Origin of the sequence: Acetivibrio sp., assembly GCF_035371925.1 — a bacterium.
Lineage (GTDB): Bacteria > Bacillota > Clostridia > Acetivibrionales > Acetivibrionaceae > Hungateiclostridium.
Window position 1 is genome coordinate 19442 of record NZ_DAORXT010000004.1, and the last position, 18874, is coordinate 38315.

Consider the following 18874-nt stretch of genomic DNA (forward strand, 5'->3'; position numbering starts at 1 on the left):
GGTTGAAAAAATTCTGGCGAAAGCTATTTTAATAACAAATTGTTTTAGAAAGGTTGGTTAAAATGGAGGCTAAAGTATTAAACGGTAAAGAATTGTCAGCAAAAATAAAGGGAGAGCTAAAGATTGAGGTCGATGAGCTAAAAAAGAGCAGTATTAATCCGGGGTTGGCCGTAATAATTGTGGGCAACGACCCTGCATCAAGAGTGTATGTAAATTCAAAGAAAAAGGCCTGTGCCGAAATAGGAATCGAGTCCTTTGAATATGCCCTCGATGAAAATACAAGCGAACAGGAGTTGATTGACCTCATACATAAACTGAACAAGGATGACAAGGTTAGCGGAATACTTGTTCAATTGCCGCTGCCGAAGCATATTGATGAAGAAAAGGTCATTTATGCCATAGATCCGTCAAAGGATGTGGATGCTTTTCATCCGGTAAATGTGGGGAAGCTTATGATTGGAAATCCAGATTTTCTTCCGTGTACGCCTGCAGGTGTAATGGAGCTGATAAAGGAAAGCGGTATTGAGATTTCCGGAAAAGAATGTGTTGTTGTGGGAAGAAGCAACATTGTAGGAAAGCCCATGTCAATGCTTTTGCTGGCGAAAAACGGTACTGTGACTGTGTGCCATTCAAAGACACAAAATATTGATGAAGTGTGCAAAAGAGCCGATATACTTGTTGTGGCTGTCGGCAGACCCGAATTCATAAAGGGAAGCAGTATAAAGCCCGGTGCAGTGGTGATTGACGTTGGGATTAATCGTTTGGAAGATAAAAAGCTTGTGGGGGATGTGGAGTATGAATCGGCAAGCCGTGTGGCATCGGCTATAACTCCTGTGCCCGGCGGTGTCGGTCCCATGACTATTGCAATGCTTATGAAAAATACTGTAAATGCCGCAAAGCTTCAGGCAAAAATAAAAGGATAAGAGTTTTAGGATACAAATGGGAAATAGTGTTTAAAGCCCAAAAGCTTGGGGTATAAATGCAAATAAAGAGGAAGGCAGGTTGAAAGTGTGGAGCAAAGTGCCCTTTCGAAATACCGTAGCGATATTGAAAATTTCAAACGCAGATACGAGAGAGCAAAGATATTCTACTACAACCAGAAAGGCAAGATGGATCAGCTTATTGAGCAAAAAGCTTTATTGGAGACGCAGCTTGACAAAGCTCTTAACAACATAGATGTTCTAGAAAAGGTGAGACTGCTTCTTCAAAAAGTATCCGAATATGCAAGAGAGCAATCAAGGGCACAGATTGAGTCACTGGTTACCCACTGCCTTCAATACATATTCGACTCAAATATTGAGTTTAAAATTGAAATAAATGAGGTAAGAGGAAGGCCCGAGGCAGAGTTTTATGTGGTGAGCAACTTTGGAGGGACACTGATAAAGACAAAGCCGCAGGAAGCAAGGGGCGGAGGGGTAATTGATATAATTTCCCTTGCTGTAAGGATTGCCATGCTGGAATGCAGTAACTTGGAAATTAAAGGTCCGATTATTTTGGATGAGCCTGCCAAGCATGTAAGCGATGATTATATTACCCAGGTGGCTGAGTTTTTGAAGCAGACTGTGAATGTGTTCCAAAGACAGGTAATAATGGTAACACACAACAGACATCTTAGCGAAATGGCAGATAAGTGGTATCGTGTTGAAATGGTAGATGGACTAAGCTTTGTTACCGGTAATGAAAGCTAACTGGGCTAATTGATTCTTGACATAAAATTTAAAAAAGATTAAAATGAAAAAGTACCTAAATAGTGTATATGGATTTTGAATAATTGGAATCTGACCATTGAAAACTGAATAAGGAGGTGTGTGCTATAGCTTATTTTGTTGGATTTCTAATAGGTGTAGTAATTGCAATAATTGCTTCAATTATTGCTTCAGTAATAAGTTACCGAAAAGGTATAGAATTTAGAAAAAGAAAAGCAGAAGCTGAAATTGGCAGCGCCGAACAAGAAGCTGAGAGAATAATCAGCGAGGCACAAAAAATTGCCGAAGCTGAAATTGGCAGCGCCGAACAAGAAGCTGAGAGAATAATCAGCGAGGCACAAAAAATTGCCGAAGCTAAAAAAAGGGAAGTGCTGCTTGAGGCAAAAGAAGAAATTCACAAAAGCAGGTTAGAGCTTGACAGAGAAAACAAGGACAGAAGAAACGAAATCCAGCGTCTTGAACGAAGACTTGTTCAAAAGGAAGAGGCTCTTGACAGAAAAGTCGAATCCTTGGAGCAAAAAGAAGAAGTTCTCAATAAAAAGTCAAAGGAAATTCAAGAACTTTATGATCAGACACTGGAGACACAGAAGCAGCAGATAGCTGAACTTGAAAGAATATCAGGGCTGTCTGCGGATGAGGCAAAGGAAGTTCTTCTGAAGAATGTGGAAAGTGAAGTAAGACATGAAATGGCAATCCTAATCAAGGAGATTGAGGCAAAGGCTAAAGAAGAGGCAGATACCAGAGCAAAGAATATAGTCGCTATGGCTATTCAAAAATGTGCGGCTGATCATGTGTCTGAAGTTACCGTTTCTGTTGTTCCACTTCCAAATGATGAAATGAAGGGTAGAATAATAGGCCGAGAGGGAAGAAATATCAGGACCCTCGAAACATTGACGGGAATCGACCTTATTATTGATGACACGCCTGAAGCCGTTATCCTTTCCGGATTTGATCCAATAAGGAGAGAAGTGGCAAGGATTACTCTCGAAAAGCTCATTCTTGACGGGAGAATTCATCCTGCAAGAATTGAGGAAATGGTTGAAAAAGCCAAGAAAGAGGTTGAAAACACCATCCGTCAGGAAGGTGAAAATGCAACATTTGATACGGGAGTTCACGGATTGCATCCGGAGATTGTCAGATTGCTTGGTAAGCTTAAGTTTAGAACAAGCTATGGTCAAAATGTTTTGAACCATTCCATTGAAGTGGCTCATTTGGCAGGTTTAATGGCGGCAGAGCTTGGAGTGGACGTCAATCTTGCAAAAAGAGCAGGCTTGCTACACGATATCGGCAAGGCTGTGGACCATGAAGTTGAAGGCTCACACGTTACGATTGGAGCAGACATTGCCAAGAAGTATAAAGAAAGCAATGAAGTTGTCAATGCAATTGCATCGCACCATGGAGATGTGGAAGCCACTTCCGTTATAGCAGTACTTGTACAAGCTGCAGATTCTATTTCGGCCGCAAGGCCTGGAGCAAGAAGAGAAACTCTTGAATCGTATATCAAGAGGTTGGAAAAGTTGGAGGAAATAGCAAATTCCTTCGAAGGTGTGGATAAGTGCTTTGCTATTCAGGCAGGTAGAGAAGTTCGTATTATGGTAAAACCCGAGGATGTATCGGATGCAGATATTTCATTAATTGCAAGAGATATTGTGAAAAGGATTGAAAATGAGCTTGATTATCCCGGACAGATAAAAGTAAATGTTATCAGGGAGACCAGGTTTATCGAATATGCAAAATAGATTTCCGATATTTTCTGCACAAAAAGCGTGAGTTCACGCTTTTTGTGTTATTTAAGAGTTTATCGGTAATAGAATAATAATTGAGTACATATTTGCGTTGCCATACGTTAGAAATGGAGGATATGATTTGAAAATTCTATTTGTTGGAGACATTTTTGGCAATCCCGGCAGAAAAGCAGCAAAGGAAATGGTACAAAAACTGAAAAAGGAGAGGCAGATAGATTTTTGCATTGCCAATGGTGAAAACGCAGCAGGCGGAAGCGGAATAACCTATGTGGTAGCCCAGGAGTTGTATAAATACGGAATTGATGCAATAACGTTGGGAAATCATACATGGTCAAAAAAGGAAGTAATGAATTTTATTGATTCCGACAACAACATTGTAAGGCCGGCAAACTACCCGCCTGAGCTTCCGGGAAAAGGCTCAACTATTATATCGGGAGAAAACGGCAAAGTGGGCATTTTAAACCTTATGGGAAGAGTATACATGGACAGTATAGACTGTCCGTTCAAGGCGGCAGAAAGAGAATTGGAGTATTTGAAGAGCAATTGCAAAATAGTTGTTGTTGATATGCATGCAGAGGCCACATCGGAAAAGTGTGCCTTAGCATGGTATCTCGACGGCAGAGTCAGCTGTGTGTTGGGCACTCATACCCATGTTCAGACCGCTGACGAAAGAATTTTGCCATTTGGTACTGCTTTTATTTCCGATGTTGGAATGACCGGGCCCTATGAAGGTATTATAGGGGTAAACAGAGAGATTGTAATTCAGAAATTCTTAACGCATATGCCGGCAAGGTTTGAGGTTGCTACCGGACGGGTTCAGTTTAATGCTGTATATCTGGAGATTGATGAAAAAACAGGGAAAACGATTAATATAGAAAGAATACATCAGATACTTGACGTATGATTTGTGATTTGTGCTAAAGCATTACTAATTATTGACTGAAAAAAGAGGATTTTCTGATTTTATGTAGAATTATAATAATTATAACTTGTCAACCTAACTTGGTTTTACGGCGCGGTTTTTGAATGTAAAAAAAGGGGGTAAGAAAAACCATGAGTATTTTAAAGGTTTCAGCAAAATCCAATCCAAATTCCATAGCAGGTGCGTTAGCGGGTTTTGTGCGGGAAAGCGGTACGGTTGAAATTCAGGCAATAGGTGCCGGAGCGTTGAATCAAGCGATAAAGGCGATAGCTATAGCAAGAGGTTTTGTTGCCCCATCGGGAATTGAACTGATTTGTATCCCGGCTTTTACCGATGTTGAAATTGATGGAGTTGAAAAAACAGCAATAAAGCTTATTGTAGAGCCGAGAAGGAGATAATGTCTTTTAGATTGGATAGATATTATCTTTGAATAAATGATGCTGCCCATAAAAAGGGCAGTTTTTTTATGGAGTTTTTGCGCAAGCTGAGCTGACTTACGTTTACTTTCAAACCATAATACGCAGAAAGTGTAACCTTTTTTTTATTTTTTAATATACTGGTAGTGAAGATAAAATCTTATGATAAAAAAATGGATGATTAGCACAGGAACTATAAATCAGTATAAAGAATTATGTAAAAAGGAGGATTACACTATGCATGCTCATGGACCTAAAATTGAGGCCGGTCAGATTTTGAATCCTGATTGTTTTCCGCCACCAAATGAATTGGTATGTATACAGGTGCCGAAAGTATTTGACCAAGTGGCCCTGAGAGATTGTGTCACAAGAACAATATGTTTGAAAAAGGGCGGCGACCACTGTCATTCAGTCTATGCCTTTGAAGGCGCAACTGATTTTGACATCGTTGAAGTCAAGGTAATATCAAAGACAGATTCTTTGACAAGACCTGGTTATAAAAAGCTGAAATTGTTCGTAAAGATAAGGTACAAAATACACTATTCCGACGGTTCCGAACAGCTTTGCGTGACCGATGAGGCAACTTTCAACCTCACAATTAATGAGATTTACTGCCCGAGCTGCGTTGCACAGGTTGGAGTAATCAAATCCAATGAAGACTTCTGGGACGGTTCGACAAAGACCAAGGATCCCGATGGAACAATGATAAAGGTTGAAGCTTTGGCAGAAGCTTTCAACGACGTGATTAATCCCCATACGGGAGTTCTTTCACTGGATATCGGAGTATTCTTTATAGTTAAATGCGAATGTGTTGTACAGCTTCTTATTCCTTCTTACGGATATTGTCCGGTTCCGCCGGAACAGGTAAATCCGGCAGTACAGAACTGCAAAACTTTCAATGACAAGACAAAGACACCTTTCCCGACGAAGTTCTTCCCGGATCAGAAATGGAATCCGTTGGATCAAAGATGTGAGTAAGCTATAAAATGCGCAGAACTGCGATAAGCTGCAGTTCTGCGTGTTTTTAGCCTCTTTAAGTGAAATGAAAGAGGCAAAAGCAAAAGAACCCGATATCCCAAGCTTTTAAATTGTTGTGGAGTGGTTTGGATGGAATACTATTATGTTGGCTTGGAGTCAAGAACACATGCGTTTCTTTTGGAGCACAGAATGAAATGTGAGGGTATGAAAACCAGTGAAATAACTTATATGCCCAGAGACATAATGATAGATTTGTGCAATATTGGAGTAAGATTTAAAGAGAGCGAGCTTCCGAAGGCTATAGATTTGCTGAGGCGTTTCAACTTGCAGGGAGTAAAACTCTACAAGGAAGTTGTAAGGCCTGACAGGTTTTGCTACCATGAAATTCCGTATTAATCATTGAAACCCCATCTAAAACAAGATGGGGTTCTAAATTTTCTTTCAAATTCGGTTTTACAATTCTATATCTTTCCATCTATCCGGATTTTGCTTATACCATAAAATAGTATCCCTTAATCCGTCTTCAAGCTTGAATTTGGTGCTCCAGTTGAGGTTGTTTTTGAGCTTGTAGCTGTTTAGGATACATCTGGTATTCTGCAGAGAACTGTCGTCGATTCTTTCAATTGCTTCCTTGGGCTTGCCAAGAAGTTCGAGAATCTTTTTTGCCATATCAAAGTCCGATATTTCGTTACCGGAGCTTATATTGTAAATTTCTCCTGTCTTGCCGTAGAATAATACCCTTATTAAGGCTATACAATGATCCAGCACATATATCCATTCCCGCACCTTTTTTTCAAATACAGGAACGGGTTTATCCGAAAGAGCGTTTATTATGCATTTCGGAACAAAATTTCCAATATGCTGGTAAGGTCCGTAGGTTGGGCAGCACCGGGTTATTATTGCCGGAAAACCGTATGCTGACGCATAGGATTTTACCAGCATATCGGCACCGGCTTTTGAAGCTGAAAACGGATTGTCAGGCAAAAGCGGTGCATCCTCACTGAAAAAAACATCATTTGCCGGTGTGCTTCCGTATACCTCATTTATTGATGCTTGAATAAAGAGGTTGCCTTGGAATTTGTGTTTTCCCCAGAAATACCGGGCACTTTCAAGCAGTGTCTGAGTGCCGAGCATATGTGTCTGCGTAAAGCTTAGGGGATTGCTTGCACAATTATCAAAATTCGATTCTGAGGCAAAATTAATTATATAGTCAGGTCTGTGCCTTTTTATAACATAGTTTACAAGTTCGTGGTTTGTGATGCTGCCCTTTACAAAATGATATCGGGGCGATTTTTCTAAATCCTTAACATTTTCAAGGTTTGTGGCATGGTTTAAACTATCCATGTTTACGATAATAAAATTTTTGTTTCTTCGAAGAAAAAAACGTATAAAATTGCTTCCTATGAAACCTGCTCCACCGGTTATGAGTATTACCTTCATAAAATCACTTCCCTTGCGAAGAAAGCAGAAATTTTGCTTTCTGACATCTAAAAGATTTATCCGGGTTTATTTTAAAAATTTGCTTCACCAAAAAAAGTCTCAATGTCTTTTGCTGTTTTTTCTTCGGTGTCTCCTTCTGCAACATTTTTTTCCGGCACATTTTCCTGAGCCGGTTGGTCCTGCGTTTTCTTCTCATCAACAATTATCCTTGGTCCAAAGCTTTCAAGTGGAGCTAAAACCTCATCGGCCACTCTCTTCCAGGTATATTTGGACAGAGCGGATTCATAGGCTTTTCGCCCCATTTCAAGGGCCTTGTTGGGGTTGTTGAGAAGGTGGATTATACGTTCGGCAAAGGAGTCGGGATTGTTGTAGTCCTTTATTATAATACCGTTGACATTGTCCTCAAATATTTCGGCATTTCCGCCCCGGTCGGTTGTAATAATGGGTAGACCTGCAGCCATTGCCTCGTAGTGTATCCTTGCCAAAGGCTCATTCCACTGGGATGCACATACAAATATATCTCCAACGTTATAATAGGCAGGAATTTCAGCTGGGGGAATAAAGCCTGTAAAAACAACCGGACCGCTTAACTGTTCTGCCAGGGCCCTACACTGTTTGGTATAATCGTCTTCTTCGTTTTTGCCGTACCATTTGCTTCCGACTATTACCAAAGCGGTGTCGCTAAAGCTTTCCATTACTTTTTTCATGGCTGAAAGGACTATATGGGTACCCTTTTTCGGACTTAATCTGGTGACATGGAGTATAACCCGTTTATTCTCAATTCCAAGCGTCTTTTTTAAAATCTCTTTATTGTAAATACCCTCAGGTGACCAGTTGGGGTAGTATTCTTCGATGTTGACTCCGGAGTAAACCACTCTTAATTTGCTTTCCGCGATGGGATAAAGCAGTTTTACACCGTCGGCTATGAACTTGCTTACGGTGTTTATAAATTCAACTTTGCTTATACACTCAATTGCCTTTTCCGGCAGTATTTTTTCCAGCGCAAACATTTCGTTGTGAAGACTTAGGCTGAAACGGACAGTAGGAAGATTTTTACTTAAATTCAGCACCCACTTCGGACGGTTGAAAATGTGTATCAGATCAAAGCTTTCGTCCAAATGATCCTGTATATTCCTTAAATATCTTGATGCGCTACTGGCCGGTACCCGGATATATCTTACATTGTCAACGACTTCATTGGCGGAAAGACCGGGATAGTGCTTGCAGAAAACGGTTATTTCATGCTGCTCTTTGATATACGGCAATATTTCACTTATATATAGCTGAACTGCGCCTCCGGCAACCGGAGGAACAGGAAGTTTCTCGGTGCATACCAAGGCAATCTTCATATTAAACACCCCCCTTTAGCTTGGTGATTTTATATCCCGAAGTTTTTCGGCAAGCAAAGGCACCTTGGAATTCTCCAGCTTTCCTATTTTTTCGATTTTTGACGCACTTTCGTTTTTGTTATTTTTGAAAATGTTTTTAACAAGGCCGAAAAACCAATGGGGATACATAAGATCAATATATATAAGCTCTCTATCGTCGGGGGAAAGAGGATTTATCTCGCTGTACCAGTCAAGGATTTTTTCAATTTCGTCCAAAGACCAGGAACCCCTGTTTTCCGATAGTTTCCCGATTATTTTCCTAAGGTCTCTTGCCGGGTGGTCCCAAGTTACTCCGTCGAGGTCAATAACATAAACACCATCTTCAGTAAGAAGCGCATTTCCTTTACCGTAATCCTGATGGCACAGAACAATTGCTTTAGAATCTTTATCTGTCAATTCGGTGTATTTTGAGCCGTTTAAAAGCTCTATTGCCCTATAAGAGATATCAAGCATATTGTCAACGTATTTCAGGTAAGAACTAATAGAAGCTGAAACAGGTTTTTCCATGGATGCTTTTTTCCAGGAAGAAAGATTATCAGCCATGGATTTGTACTGTTCGGGCCACCTGTTGAGCTTTGAGGAGACTTTTGCACCTTCCGGGGCAACATATCCCTTTGATGCAATATGAAATTTGGCAAGGCCGTGCAAAGCAGCTTTCAAATCCTCAGGTTTTCCAAAGGACAGGTCTCTTCCGTAAAGCCATTCATACACAACGAACAGCTGGTCATTAAAGGAATGGATGAGATTGCCCTCACTATCCCGGATTATTCCGGCAACATTTCCGCCGCGATTATATATAAAATCCTGTGCATTTACCGAAAAGAGAGCCTTGTCTATCGGCTGCTTCAATCTTTTAAGGCACAGCTCACGGTCCCTTGTTTTTACTTTCCATACGGTTTTTATGCTTGCACTTTGAACTACGATGATGCTTTCAGGTTCAATTTCATACCCTTTTAATACATTGCTTGCAAGCTCATTTAGATCCATATTTTGATTTTTGGTAATATCGTTCAAGCTGCTCAGTCCTTCCTTTGATTAATCTCTTCGCTAACAATGGAATCGAAGTTTTCCAGAATAGGCGTGATGGTCTTTTCTAGGGCAACCATTTCGGTTATTCTCTTTAAATACTTTTCAAAGCTCCATTCCTTGTCTCTTTTATAATAAAATTTATTCATGGCACCCAAGAACAAATGGGGGAACATAAGGTCGAGCTTTACAACCATCCATTCGGAATAATCCAAAGGATTTTCCGATTGATAAAATCTTACAAATTTCCGGAAAATCTCCAAATTCCAGCTCCCGTTTTTTTTCATAATTTTATTAAGGAGCTTTCTTATATCCCGGGCCGGAATGTCTATCGTAATCGAGTCTGTGTCGAGAACATAAATTTTACCTGAAGGATTTTTCAAAAGATTTCCCGCTGCAAAATCCTGATGGCAAAGACCTCCACGTACTTTTACCTTTTCCGACCAGTCTTGATATTCTTTGCCCTTTAAGCCCTCGATAGCTTGTTTTGTTCTTTCGTAAAAGGCGGGGAATTCTTCAATAATTACTTTTCCTATTTTGTCGTTTTCACTTTTCTCAAGCTCGGTTTGATAGAACCGGTTCATGTCTTCTACTTGCTCTGTATATTGTTCAACCCATTTGCCCAGATGGATTTTGGGTTTTGTACCTTCTAAAGGAGAAAATCCAGCCGATGCGGCATGAAATTTCGCAAGTTCTTTGACAATCGCCTTGAAATCTTCAGGCAAACTGTATGAAGGGCTTTTGCCTTCAACTGCCTCATACAGAACATAGCAGGTTCCGTTAATATTCACATAGTCTTTTTCATCCTTTGTTTTATATACGGAGGGAATATTCACACCGTTTTTTCTTAGGTGCTCTGCAGCACTCAATATATATTTAAAGGTATCCTCGGAATTGGATATTTTTTTTAAAATTCTGTATTCATCAGGGGTTTGTATCCACCAAACACCCTTTTTATCCTTGTAAGTCTCGTTTCTTATCGACACGACTTTTATATCATATTGTGAAAGGACGTCAAAAAGAGGTTCATTGTTTATAGAAGACATGTTCTTATGCATCCTCCTTCAAAAAGAAAATAGACGCAGCTAAAAATAAAGCATAAAGAAAAAGCTAAGGAAAGAGGGGGAAAACCCCCTTTCCGGTAAAAATCCTATTAGTCAACATCCAATTCAATTTGCTCTTCTTCAGCTGCAGTTTCAAAGTCCCAGGAAACCTTGAGCGTGAGAGCAGCGCCTTCTTCATCTTCACTGTACTTAATCTTGTAATCAACCTGACGGTCAGCAGGGATGGCTACAGTTTTTCCTTCCACTGCCAATTTTCCTGCGAACAGTTCAGGAACCACTTTTTTTACGAAATCGGCAAATTCAGTTTTTGTTCCGAAGAAATCCTCTTGATACTTCATAAAGCAAACTCCTTTCTTATATTGAGATAAATTTTTTTGTTTCACTTACATAATATTCACTCGTTAAATTTATGTTACCTATATTGTTGTGATTTTTTATTGGAGGTTAACGGATTGGGAGTAAAAGAAAAAGTCTTTTTCAAGACTTTTTTAAGCTGCATCATCTTTTATTGAGGTTTCTAAGATACTCTGCAGTAATTGATGAAAATCCGCAGCCGGGCATTACAGGCATATTGCTAGCTTCCTTGTTTTCTTCAGGCTGCATTTTGGAGGAATCTCTCATTAAAAGCTCCAGTTCTGTTTTAATATTTGAAAGCTCGGATTGAGAGATTTGGCTTCTTACGCACCCTTCAGATTCAATTTGTGATTCCAGCATAAGCACTTGGTTTTCCAAGTTTTCAACTCTTTCGGCAAGTTTTTCTATTGAACGGTCGATTTCTTTAATTTTTTCCATAAGGGCATCGTTAACGCTTTTGAAAGTATCCAGTATCAACTTCTTGCCATCCTCGCTATTACCATCCTTTTTGAGGTCATGGCTTTCTTGAACTTTAGGCAAGCTGTCTGATCCGATTTGGTTTGGCGGCTCCGGATACCTGTTTATGTACATTCTGCGATTATAGAACATCATATGGCAGTACCTCCTTCCTTTATTATATTAAGCAGGGAAGAAAATTGTTACTTAACGCGCATTATCAATGTATATACAAAAAAAAGCAAGGGCTTTTCGATTGCCCCTGCTTTCTTGTATAGAGCTTCGGAATGAAATGCAAGAAAAACTTTTTATTTGGATATATCAAAGGAGTAGTTGGCTCCGCAGTTGTTGTCCCAGTTGTTTGCACAGTCCTTGAAGCAGACGTTTAAGGTATCGGCTTCCTTAACGGGTATTGTTGCTTCAAATCCCATTGGCGTCTTTATCATAGGATAGTCATAAACATGATTCCAGTTGCTGTCAAAGCCTACGTGAGCATATACATGGGATGCACCGCTTTTGGAAAGAAGACCGTCATACATTATGGTTAAATTTTCTCCGGCGCTAGGAACAGCGGGCTTTATACTGATACCGTTGGACATATATTCGTTATTTGCCTTGGTGTTTCTTGGCATAATCATTCCTCCATTCATAATAGACAATATATTATCATTAATAATTTCTGACAGGCTATTTTAAAAAAATTTATAACCTGTAGAGGTTTTTTATTATTTGATGATTGCTGTGAAAAAATACTGGTATTTAAAGTCGAGTCTGTTTCATGTAATATTTCGGCATCAAAAGAACATAATAAAAAGACTTGTTAAAGCTTTTGGGCAGAAAACAAAAAATAGCAAAGCTGATTAAAATTAAAACGAATTAAAGTAGCCGGTTTTACAAAAGCTTTAAATAAGAGATTTACTATCAAGGACTTTATATAGCTTTTTTAAATTTATGCAAGAAATCTATGAAAGGATGAATATAATGAAAGCAGTTATCATGGCGGGAGGGGAAGGTACCAGACTTAGACCTCTTACATGCAATAGGCCAAAACCGATGGTACCTGTTGTCAACAAGCCTGTTATGGAACATATTATTGAGTTGCTGAAGAAATATGGATTTACGGATGTTGCGGTCACCCTGCAATATTTGCCGGATATGATAAAGGACTATTTTGGAGATGGCAGGGACTTTGGAATAAATTTAAGATATTATGTTGAAGAAAAACCTATGGGAACAGCGGGAAGTGTCAAAAATGCCGAGGAGTTTTTGGATGACACATTCTTAGTGATAAGCGGAGATGCGTTGACGGATATCGATCTGGGAAAAGCAATAGATTATCACTACAGCAAAGGCTCAATTGCCACACTTGTATTAAAGAAGGTTGACATACCTTTGGAATACGGAGTTGTTGTCACCGATGAAAATGGCAGAATAACAAGGTTTTTGGAAAAGCCAAGCTGGGGAGAAGTGTTCAGCGATACTGTAAACACCGGTATTTATATACTGTCTCCGGAGGTTTTGAAGTATTTTAACAAAAGCGAAATGTTTGACTTCAGCAAGGATTTGTTTCCCATACTTTTGAGCGAAAACAGACCCATGTATGGGTATATCACCGATGAATACTGGTGTGACATAGGCGATCTTATGGCTTACAGCAAAGCCCATATGGATGTTTTGGACGGCAAAGTGAAAGTAAACATACCGGGAAACAAGATTAGAGACAGGGTATGGGTAGGAGAAGGAAGTGTCATAGAGGAAAACGTTGTAATGGAGGAACCTTGTGTCATTGGAGCAAATACGCGAATTAAGAAAGATTCTGTTGTGGGCAGTTATTCCGTTTTGGGGGACAATAATATTATAGGTGAGAGATGCGGCATAAAAAGAAGTATTCTTTGGAAGAACAACATACTTGACAGTAATGCCCAGCTTAGGGGAGCAGTAATTTGCAACAAGGTTAATATCAAGGAAGGAGCTTCAGCCTTTGAAAATTCAGTCATTGGTGATGATACTCAAATAGGAAAAAATGCGGTGATAAAGCCCAGCATAAAAATATGGCCTAACAAGATTGTCGAGGGAGGGACTGAAGTAAACTCAAACCTTGTGTGGGGATCGAAGTTTGTTCGATCCATATTTGGCTTTAGGGGAGTTGCCGGGGAAATAAATGTGGATATTACTCCGGAATACGCTTCAAAGCTTGGTGCTGCCTATGGAGCTATTTTTAAAGTCAAGGGAAAAATAGGAGTAAGCTCTGACGACTCAGCTTCTGCAAAGATGCTGAAGATGTCCTTTATGTCGGGGGTGCTTTCCGCAGGACTTAAAGTTTTGGACTTTGGGGTTCTTCATTTGCCGGTTGCCAGATCTGCCGTAAGGTTTTACGGAGCGGACGGAGGAATTCATATAAGTACCTCAAGCAAAAATTTTGGCCGGCTCACTGTAGATTTTTTGGATAAGAACGGAAGCAACATAGAAAGATCGGTGGAAAGAAAAATTGAAAATGCTTTCCAGAGAGAAGATTTCAGCAGATGTGAGGGAGGGGCCATTAACGATGTTGAAGTAATACCCGATTACACAGGATACTATTTGAGAAACATAATAAACAACACCCGTTCGAAAGATTTTGGCTATCGTATAGTGCTGAATTCTTCGTCCAAGTTCATTTTAGGTACTGTGAGCAATTTGCTTGAAAATCTTGGCTGTACGGTTGAAAAAACCTCTTTGGATTTACAGAATATAAAATCAACAAAAAATTGGAAAAGCTCCCATGAGTTGACCTATTTTACCGGTGTGATAAAAACGGGAAACTATGACTTGGGTGTATCGATTGAAGATACTTCCGAAAAAATGATGCTGGTGGACAATAACGGGCGGGTTGTATCGGATGATATGTTTACGGCCCTTATTTCATTGATTATGTTTAAAACCGTCCAGGGAGGAACTGTGGTTGTGCCGATTTCCACAAGCTCGGTTGTGGATAAACTGGCTGAGCAAAACAACGGCAAAGTAATAAGAACAAAAACGTCTCCTCAGGATGTTATGAACAAGATACTGGGAAATGAAATAAAGGAAAACGTATATGAACAGTTTACGCTGCATTTTGATGCGATTGCAGGACTTGTAAAAATTCTTGATTTCATGAAATCGGAAAACTACAGCCTTTCCGACCTTGTGAATATGATACCGGACTTTTATGTAAGTGAAAAAGAGGTTGAATGCTCATGGAATGCAAAGGGCAAGGTTATAAGACAGATTATTCAGGAAAATGAGAGTCAAAGCATTGAAACCCTTGAAGGAGTAAAAATATTCAAAGATGGAGGTTGGGTATTGGTTCTGCCCGATGCCGAGCAGCCGGTATGCAAAGTTAAAAGCGAAAGCTATTCCGCTGAATTTGCGGAAGAGCTTACAAATTTCTATGTGAACAAAGTAAAGGAAATAAGTCAAAAATAACTAAAGTAATATAAAAACTGTTTTTGTGCAAAAAAAGAGGGGCTTTGATGCCCCCTTAAAATTAATAAGTCAAAGTTTAAGTATTCTTGCCTAAATCAATCCCCGAATATTGGGTCATAATCCTTTTCCACATAAGGTTCGAAATAAAAGTCAATGTACATAAGGTTATCCTCTGAATCTTTAGCGGACGAAAATGCAGCTCTGAATTCAAATTCGGGCTCGTTAACCCTGTCCCTTGCATTCCTGTCAAAGGGGATATTTTTTGCAAGGTAAATATTATATTCCTCGAGTTTTTTTACCACCCAATTAAATTCATCCATATCGTCAACATCCATACAAGGAATGCCGCCCTTTTTCATTTCAGCTACCATATCCTCAATTTCCCCTGTTTGATATCTTATCTGATAGAACATTAAAACCACCCTCCGCTTACTATATTAACATTTATTATATACCACAAAAAAGAGTGTGAAAGCAAAAATGAAAAAATAATGTGTCACCGGGAAGGAAGGGTGTTGGTGTCAACGGACAAGGATTTTTCGGGAATAAACATTTTAAAACCGTCTTCGTAATCTTTTACGGCATCAAGAAAAGCTTCATCTTTTGCTCTTTTTAGGCAGCAGAATACTATGTCGTCCATGTAGTCATCAAAATATGTGGTGATAAAGTAATATTTTACCCTCGTATCGGTAAGGCCCCTGAAAAAGTTTCTTGCCGGGGTAAGTCCAATGTCCATAATAAAGCTTAAATCTTTAGCTGCAATGTCATAGTTTGCATTTGCCCTAAGTATATTCATGTTCCCGGCATCAGCACTTGGTAATGTTTGTATTCCGAGTTTTTCAAGCTCTTGTGTTAACATTACCCTGCTAATATAATGTTGGGTGCTTTCGTGGTTCATTTTTTTGTATTTGCTGATGAATATCTCTTCTTTAAAGTCCGTAATTGTCCTTAAAAGACAAGCTTCTTCCTGTACGAGAAGTTTATTGTCCATTAGGAATTTAAGGAATTTTACATCCCTTTCTCCGCCGCTTGAAGCTTTCGCATTATCCAAAACGTTATCGAAGGATGTACTAATATCTCTAAAGCTTAATTTTTGCGTAAGCAAGCTTAAAAGCATTAAATCCACCTCCAAGATACTTGTTTAATCTGATTTATTTAGTATAACCGGAGTTTAGACAATATATCACTCATTTGGAATTTGAAATTCAGTGACATAAAAAGAAATTTATATATTGGTACTTGAAATAGTGTATTTTTAATGTAGAATTAAATTATCGAATATTTTTTTTAAATTCAAGAAATGGTTGTATTTTACTACGGAGAAAAGGAAGCTGGGGTATGAAAATAAATGACAAAAGCTATATTTTGGCAGTTTTGTTTATGGTTTTTGGGATACTTTTATCCGTCCAGTTTAGAAGTGTTTTAAATTCCAAGAAGAATAAGCCTTCTGTTGCTTATCAGATTGAGAATCTCCAAAATGAAATAAAAACTGAAAAACTTATAGGGAGCAAACTTAGAGAAGAAATCGATGAAAACATCAAAAAGCAGGATGAATACATTAAGATGTTTATGGAAGGAAGAAATGACAATGAGCTTGCCAGAGAGTGGGAAAGTGTGAAGCTTGCGGCAGGTCTTACAGATGTAATGGGAAACGGAGTGATTGTGCATTTGGCAGATGCTTCCGAGCAGTTGGGAAGAAATATTGATAATTACGTTGTTCATGACGTTGAAATTGTAGAGGTTTTAAATGAGCTCAAAAAAGCAGGGGCACAGGCTATATCGGTTAACAATGAGAGGATTATATCCACAAGCGAAATAATTTGTGCCGGACCTACGGTGCGTATAAACAGAACGAGGTATCCGGTTCCATACGAAATAAAGGCTATAGGAGACCCCAAAAAGTTGTATGACGCCCTTGTAAACAGTCCTATTGCCAGTGAATTTTTGATGTTTGACAAAAAGTTTGAAGTTCGCATAGCAAAAGATATAGTAATACCGAAGTATGGCGGAGATATTAACAATTTGGTTGACGGCTTGGAGGTGATTGAATAATGAAATTTGCTAGAAATTTGTTTATTACCATGATATGTATTATATTGGGAATTATGCTGTCCTGGCAATATAAAAGCATTGAAAGCAACAAAAAGGTGTCGGCAAGTCAGACAAAAAACCTGTATAACCTGCAAAAGGAGCTTTTGGAAGAGAAAAAGAATAATGAGAATTTGCGAGCAAGAAATGAAGAGTTGGAGGCACAGTTGTCGGAATATATCGATGCTGCGGGAAACAATAAACAGATTGAAGAGAGTATAAGAGAGCAGCTTGCAAGGGCCAGGATGCTTGCCGGTCTGGTTGATGTCCAAGGTCCCGGCATTGAGATAGTTTTGGATGATGGAGATAGTGATTATCAGATTGTGTATGACATAGATTTGTTGAAACTTATAAACGAGCTTAGGGCGGCAGAGGCTCAGGCCATATCAATAAATGACGAACGGGTTGTGGCTATGACGGAAATCAGATATACAAGACCGTATATGGTTATAAACGGAAGGCAGATATATCCGCCTTATGTTATAAAAGCCATTGCGGATCCCGAAAAGCTCGACTACGCTCTAAATATGTTAGGTGGTGTGGTAGAGATTTTTCGAGACAGCTTTGGATACAAAATCAGTGTAAACAAAGTGGATAAGATTACAATACCGAAGGTAAGGGACGACGGTTCTGTGTTAAAATACAATCTCCTTAATCCGTTGTAATATTTACCTGACACTTATTGGGTGTGGGGACATTTACCGATTTGTTACGATTAGGAAAGCCTCTTTCTATAAAAATCGGTTTTAAGTAAGAAGAACAGGTTATTTTTTTGGAAAATCCAATATATAAATATTGTAGGCCTTAAATTTTGTACTATGTTTAAAGTGCATAATTTAAGGCCTGCACTGTTTTTATAGGGAGGCTTGTACAATGAAAAAAGGATTGCTGAAAGGGGCAGTTGTTTTAGTAGTAGCTGTATGTTTACTTTTAACAATAAGCTTTCTAAAAGGAAGGAAGGAAGAAAGCCTGAAGCTTCCGGACATGGGTGGAGTGTTTTCTGTGAGCCTTGATAATCTGGATTTCTCCACGGAGATTACCGGTATGCTAAGTGACGGAGTGATAGACGAGGTACCTTATGAAGAATACGAGGATGTGTTTGCAGAGGTAGAAGCGATTCCTGTGAGCGGCGGATACAGCAACAAGGTTCTTCGTTGGGGAATAGCCAGAAGGGGATACGATAAAACTCCCGATGCAGACCCGGGGGCTCCGGAGCTTTTGTCAAAATACGGAGGAGTTTATTTGGGGGATACCTCAAAGAAGGTGATATACCTTACTTTTGATGAAGGGTATGAGAACGGATATACTCCAAAGATTCTTGATGTTCTTAGGGACAACAATGTGAAGGCTGTATTTTTCATAACCGGACCTTATCTAAAAGAGCATCAGGATTTGGTAAGGAGAATGGTGGAAGAAGGCCATGTGGTAGGAAATCATACCATACATCACCCCAGTCTTCCCAGTCTTTCGGACAAAGAACTTGAGGAGGAAATCTTAGGTCTTGACCGAGCCTTTCATGAAAAATTCGGCATCAACATGAAATTTCTAAGACCGCCAAAAGGGGAATACAGTGAGAGAACCCTTGCCATAACGCAGAAATTGGGTTATACCAACATGTTTTGGAGCTTTGCTTATGATGATTGGCACAGGGATAAAGTAAGAGGGCCGGAATATGCTTACAACAAAGTTATGGATAATCTTCACAATGGAGCGGTGCTGCTTTTGCACGCAGTGTCAAAGGACAATGCGGATGCCCTTGATATGATTATTAAAGGAGCGAGACAGAAGGGATTTGAATTTGGGGATGTAAATGACCTGATACCTGATAAATGAATCAATGCATTCCC

General features: G+C 39.4%; 20 protein-coding genes. 11 read left to right on the forward strand and 9 right to left on the reverse strand.

The features are described 5' to 3' along the window. The first annotated feature begins 62 nt into the window (after positions 1-62). From folD to PLH43_RS01165, 7 genes are all read left to right on the forward strand, one after another. The gene (gene folD, locus PLH43_RS01135; RefSeq protein WP_324359210.1) at positions 63-923 is read left to right on the forward strand and encodes a bifunctional methylenetetrahydrofolate dehydrogenase/methenyltetrahydrofolate cyclohydrolase FolD; all 861 of its coding nucleotides are present in this window, start codon (positions 63-65) and stop codon (positions 921-923) included. An 87-nt stretch (positions 924-1010) separates the two neighbouring features. After that, a complete protein-coding gene (locus PLH43_RS01140; RefSeq protein WP_324359212.1) occupies positions 1011-1688 on the forward strand; it encodes an ATPase in 678 nt (225 codons plus the stop codon). 116 nt (positions 1689-1804) lie between these two features. Continuing rightward, a complete protein-coding gene (gene rny, locus PLH43_RS01145; RefSeq protein ID WP_324359214.1) occupies positions 1805-3445 on the forward strand; it encodes a ribonuclease Y in 1641 nt (546 codons plus the stop codon). A 127-nt stretch (positions 3446-3572) separates the two neighbouring features. Beyond that, positions 3573-4355, forward strand: a complete 783-nt coding sequence (locus tag PLH43_RS01150; protein WP_324359216.1) for a TIGR00282 family metallophosphoesterase — start codon at positions 3573-3575, stop codon at positions 4353-4355. Positions 4356-4504: 149 nt separating this feature from the next. Continuing rightward, entirely contained in the window at positions 4505-4771 is a 267-nt protein-coding gene (locus PLH43_RS01155) for a stage V sporulation protein S (RefSeq protein ID WP_324359218.1), read from the forward strand. A 255-nt stretch (positions 4772-5026) separates the two neighbouring features. Then, the gene (locus PLH43_RS01160) at positions 5027-5767 is read left to right on the forward strand and encodes a hypothetical protein (RefSeq protein WP_324359220.1); all 741 of its coding nucleotides are present in this window, start codon (positions 5027-5029) and stop codon (positions 5765-5767) included. Positions 5768-5896: 129 nt separating this feature from the next. Continuing rightward, positions 5897-6163, forward strand: coding sequence for a DUF3343 domain-containing protein (locus PLH43_RS01165; RefSeq protein WP_324359222.1), 267 nt, complete (start codon positions 5897-5899; stop codon positions 6161-6163). A gap of 57 nt (positions 6164-6220) precedes the next feature. Here PLH43_RS01165 and PLH43_RS01170 read toward each other — a convergent pair whose 3' ends face one another. The 7 genes from PLH43_RS01170 to PLH43_RS01200 form a co-directional block, all read right to left on the reverse strand. Continuing rightward, on the reverse strand, positions 6221-7207 hold the full coding sequence (locus PLH43_RS01170) for a GDP-mannose 4,6-dehydratase (RefSeq protein ID WP_324359224.1): 987 nt from the start codon (positions 7205-7207) through the stop codon (positions 6221-6223). 71 nt (positions 7208-7278) lie between these two features. Next, complete coding sequence (locus PLH43_RS01175) at positions 7279-8556, reverse strand: glycosyltransferase family 4 protein (protein ID WP_324359226.1); 1278 nt, start codon at positions 8554-8556, stop codon at positions 7279-7281. A 15-nt stretch (positions 8557-8571) separates the two neighbouring features. Continuing rightward, on the reverse strand, positions 8572-9609 hold the full coding sequence (locus PLH43_RS01180) for a CotS family spore coat protein (RefSeq protein ID WP_324359227.1): 1038 nt from the start codon (positions 9607-9609) through the stop codon (positions 8572-8574). Positions 9610-9614: 5 nt separating this feature from the next. Then, positions 9615-10679: a CotS family spore coat protein gene (locus PLH43_RS01185; protein WP_324359230.1), complete on the reverse strand. Its 1065-nt coding sequence runs from the start codon at positions 10677-10679 to the stop codon at positions 9615-9617. A 95-nt stretch (positions 10680-10774) separates the two neighbouring features. After that, positions 10775-11023, reverse strand: coding sequence for an amphi-Trp domain-containing protein (locus tag PLH43_RS01190; protein ID WP_324359232.1), 249 nt, complete (start codon positions 11021-11023; stop codon positions 10775-10777). 160 nt (positions 11024-11183) lie between these two features. Then, the gene (locus tag PLH43_RS01195; protein ID WP_324359234.1) at positions 11184-11651 is read right to left on the reverse strand and encodes a hypothetical protein; all 468 of its coding nucleotides are present in this window, start codon (positions 11649-11651) and stop codon (positions 11184-11186) included. 152 nt (positions 11652-11803) lie between these two features. Next, on the reverse strand, positions 11804-12127 hold the full coding sequence (locus tag PLH43_RS01200) for a carbohydrate-binding protein (RefSeq protein WP_324359236.1): 324 nt from the start codon (positions 12125-12127) through the stop codon (positions 11804-11806). A 349-nt stretch (positions 12128-12476) separates the two neighbouring features. Between PLH43_RS01200 and PLH43_RS01205 the strand changes: the two genes are divergently transcribed. After that, a complete protein-coding gene (locus PLH43_RS01205) occupies positions 12477-14939 on the forward strand; it encodes a mannose-1-phosphate guanyltransferase (protein WP_324359238.1) in 2463 nt (820 codons plus the stop codon). 95 nt (positions 14940-15034) lie between these two features. On the opposite strand, the gene PLH43_RS01210 is transcribed toward PLH43_RS01205, so the two are convergent. Beyond that, positions 15035-15352, reverse strand: a complete 318-nt coding sequence (locus PLH43_RS01210) for a hypothetical protein (protein WP_324359240.1) — start codon at positions 15350-15352, stop codon at positions 15035-15037. Between the two features lie 83 nt (positions 15353-15435). After that, positions 15436-16056, reverse strand: a complete 621-nt coding sequence (locus tag PLH43_RS01215) for a hypothetical protein (RefSeq protein ID WP_324359242.1) — start codon at positions 16054-16056, stop codon at positions 15436-15438. A 221-nt stretch (positions 16057-16277) separates the two neighbouring features. Here PLH43_RS01215 and PLH43_RS01220 point away from each other — a divergent pair, with 221 nt between their 5' ends. The 3 genes from PLH43_RS01220 (at position 16278) to pdaA (ending at position 18860) form a co-directional block, all read left to right on the forward strand. Beyond that, positions 16278-16991, forward strand: a complete 714-nt coding sequence (locus tag PLH43_RS01220) for a DUF881 domain-containing protein (protein ID WP_324359244.1) — start codon at positions 16278-16280, stop codon at positions 16989-16991. Next, positions 16991-17692 (forward strand): DUF881 domain-containing protein, encoded by a 702-nt coding sequence (locus PLH43_RS01225; protein WP_324359246.1) that lies wholly within the window; start codon positions 16991-16993, stop codon positions 17690-17692. Before PLH43_RS01220 ends, PLH43_RS01225 begins: the two co-directional genes overlap by 1 nt. A gap of 208 nt (positions 17693-17900) precedes the next feature. Next, entirely contained in the window at positions 17901-18860 is a 960-nt protein-coding gene (gene pdaA / locus PLH43_RS01230; protein WP_324359247.1) for a delta-lactam-biosynthetic de-N-acetylase, read from the forward strand. The last annotated feature ends 14 nt before the right edge of the window (positions 18861-18874 follow it).

Coding starts and splice junctions, on each gene's coding strand:
- folD (WP_324359210.1), top strand. CDS start 63: ATGGAGGCTAAAGTATTAAACGGTAAAGAATTGTCAGCAAAAATAAAG.
- PLH43_RS01155 (WP_324359218.1), top strand. CDS start 4,505: ATGAGTATTTTAAAGGTTTCAGCAAAATCCAATCCAAATTCCATAGCA.
- PLH43_RS01160 (WP_324359220.1), top strand. CDS start 5,027: ATGCATGCTCATGGACCTAAAATTGAGGCCGGTCAGATTTTGAATCCT.
- PLH43_RS01165 (WP_324359222.1), top strand. CDS start 5,897: ATGGAATACTATTATGTTGGCTTGGAGTCAAGAACACATGCGTTTCTT.
- PLH43_RS01170 (WP_324359224.1), bottom strand. CDS start 7,207: ATGAAGGTAATACTCATAACCGGTGGAGCAGGTTTCATAGGAAGCAAT.
- PLH43_RS01175 (WP_324359226.1), bottom strand. CDS start 8,556: ATGAAGATTGCCTTGGTATGCACCGAGAAACTTCCTGTTCCTCCGGTT.
- PLH43_RS01185 (WP_324359230.1), bottom strand. CDS start 10,679: ATGCATAAGAACATGTCTTCTATAAACAATGAACCTCTTTTTGACGTC.
- PLH43_RS01190 (WP_324359232.1), bottom strand. CDS start 11,023: ATGAAGTATCAAGAGGATTTCTTCGGAACAAAAACTGAATTTGCCGAT.
- PLH43_RS01195 (WP_324359234.1), bottom strand. CDS start 11,651: ATGATGTTCTATAATCGCAGAATGTACATAAACAGGTATCCGGAGCCG.
- PLH43_RS01200 (WP_324359236.1), bottom strand. CDS start 12,127: ATGCCAAGAAACACCAAGGCAAATAACGAATATATGTCCAACGGTATC.
- PLH43_RS01205 (WP_324359238.1), top strand. CDS start 12,477: ATGAAAGCAGTTATCATGGCGGGAGGGGAAGGTACCAGACTTAGACCT.
- PLH43_RS01210 (WP_324359240.1), bottom strand. CDS start 15,352: ATGTTCTATCAGATAAGATATCAAACAGGGGAAATTGAGGATATGGTA.
- PLH43_RS01215 (WP_324359242.1), bottom strand. CDS start 16,056: ATGCTTTTAAGCTTGCTTACGCAAAAATTAAGCTTTAGAGATATTAGT.
- PLH43_RS01220 (WP_324359244.1), top strand. CDS start 16,278: ATGAAAATAAATGACAAAAGCTATATTTTGGCAGTTTTGTTTATGGTT.
- PLH43_RS01225 (WP_324359246.1), top strand. CDS start 16,991: ATGAAATTTGCTAGAAATTTGTTTATTACCATGATATGTATTATATTG.
- pdaA (WP_324359247.1), top strand. CDS start 17,901: ATGAAAAAAGGATTGCTGAAAGGGGCAGTTGTTTTAGTAGTAGCTGTA.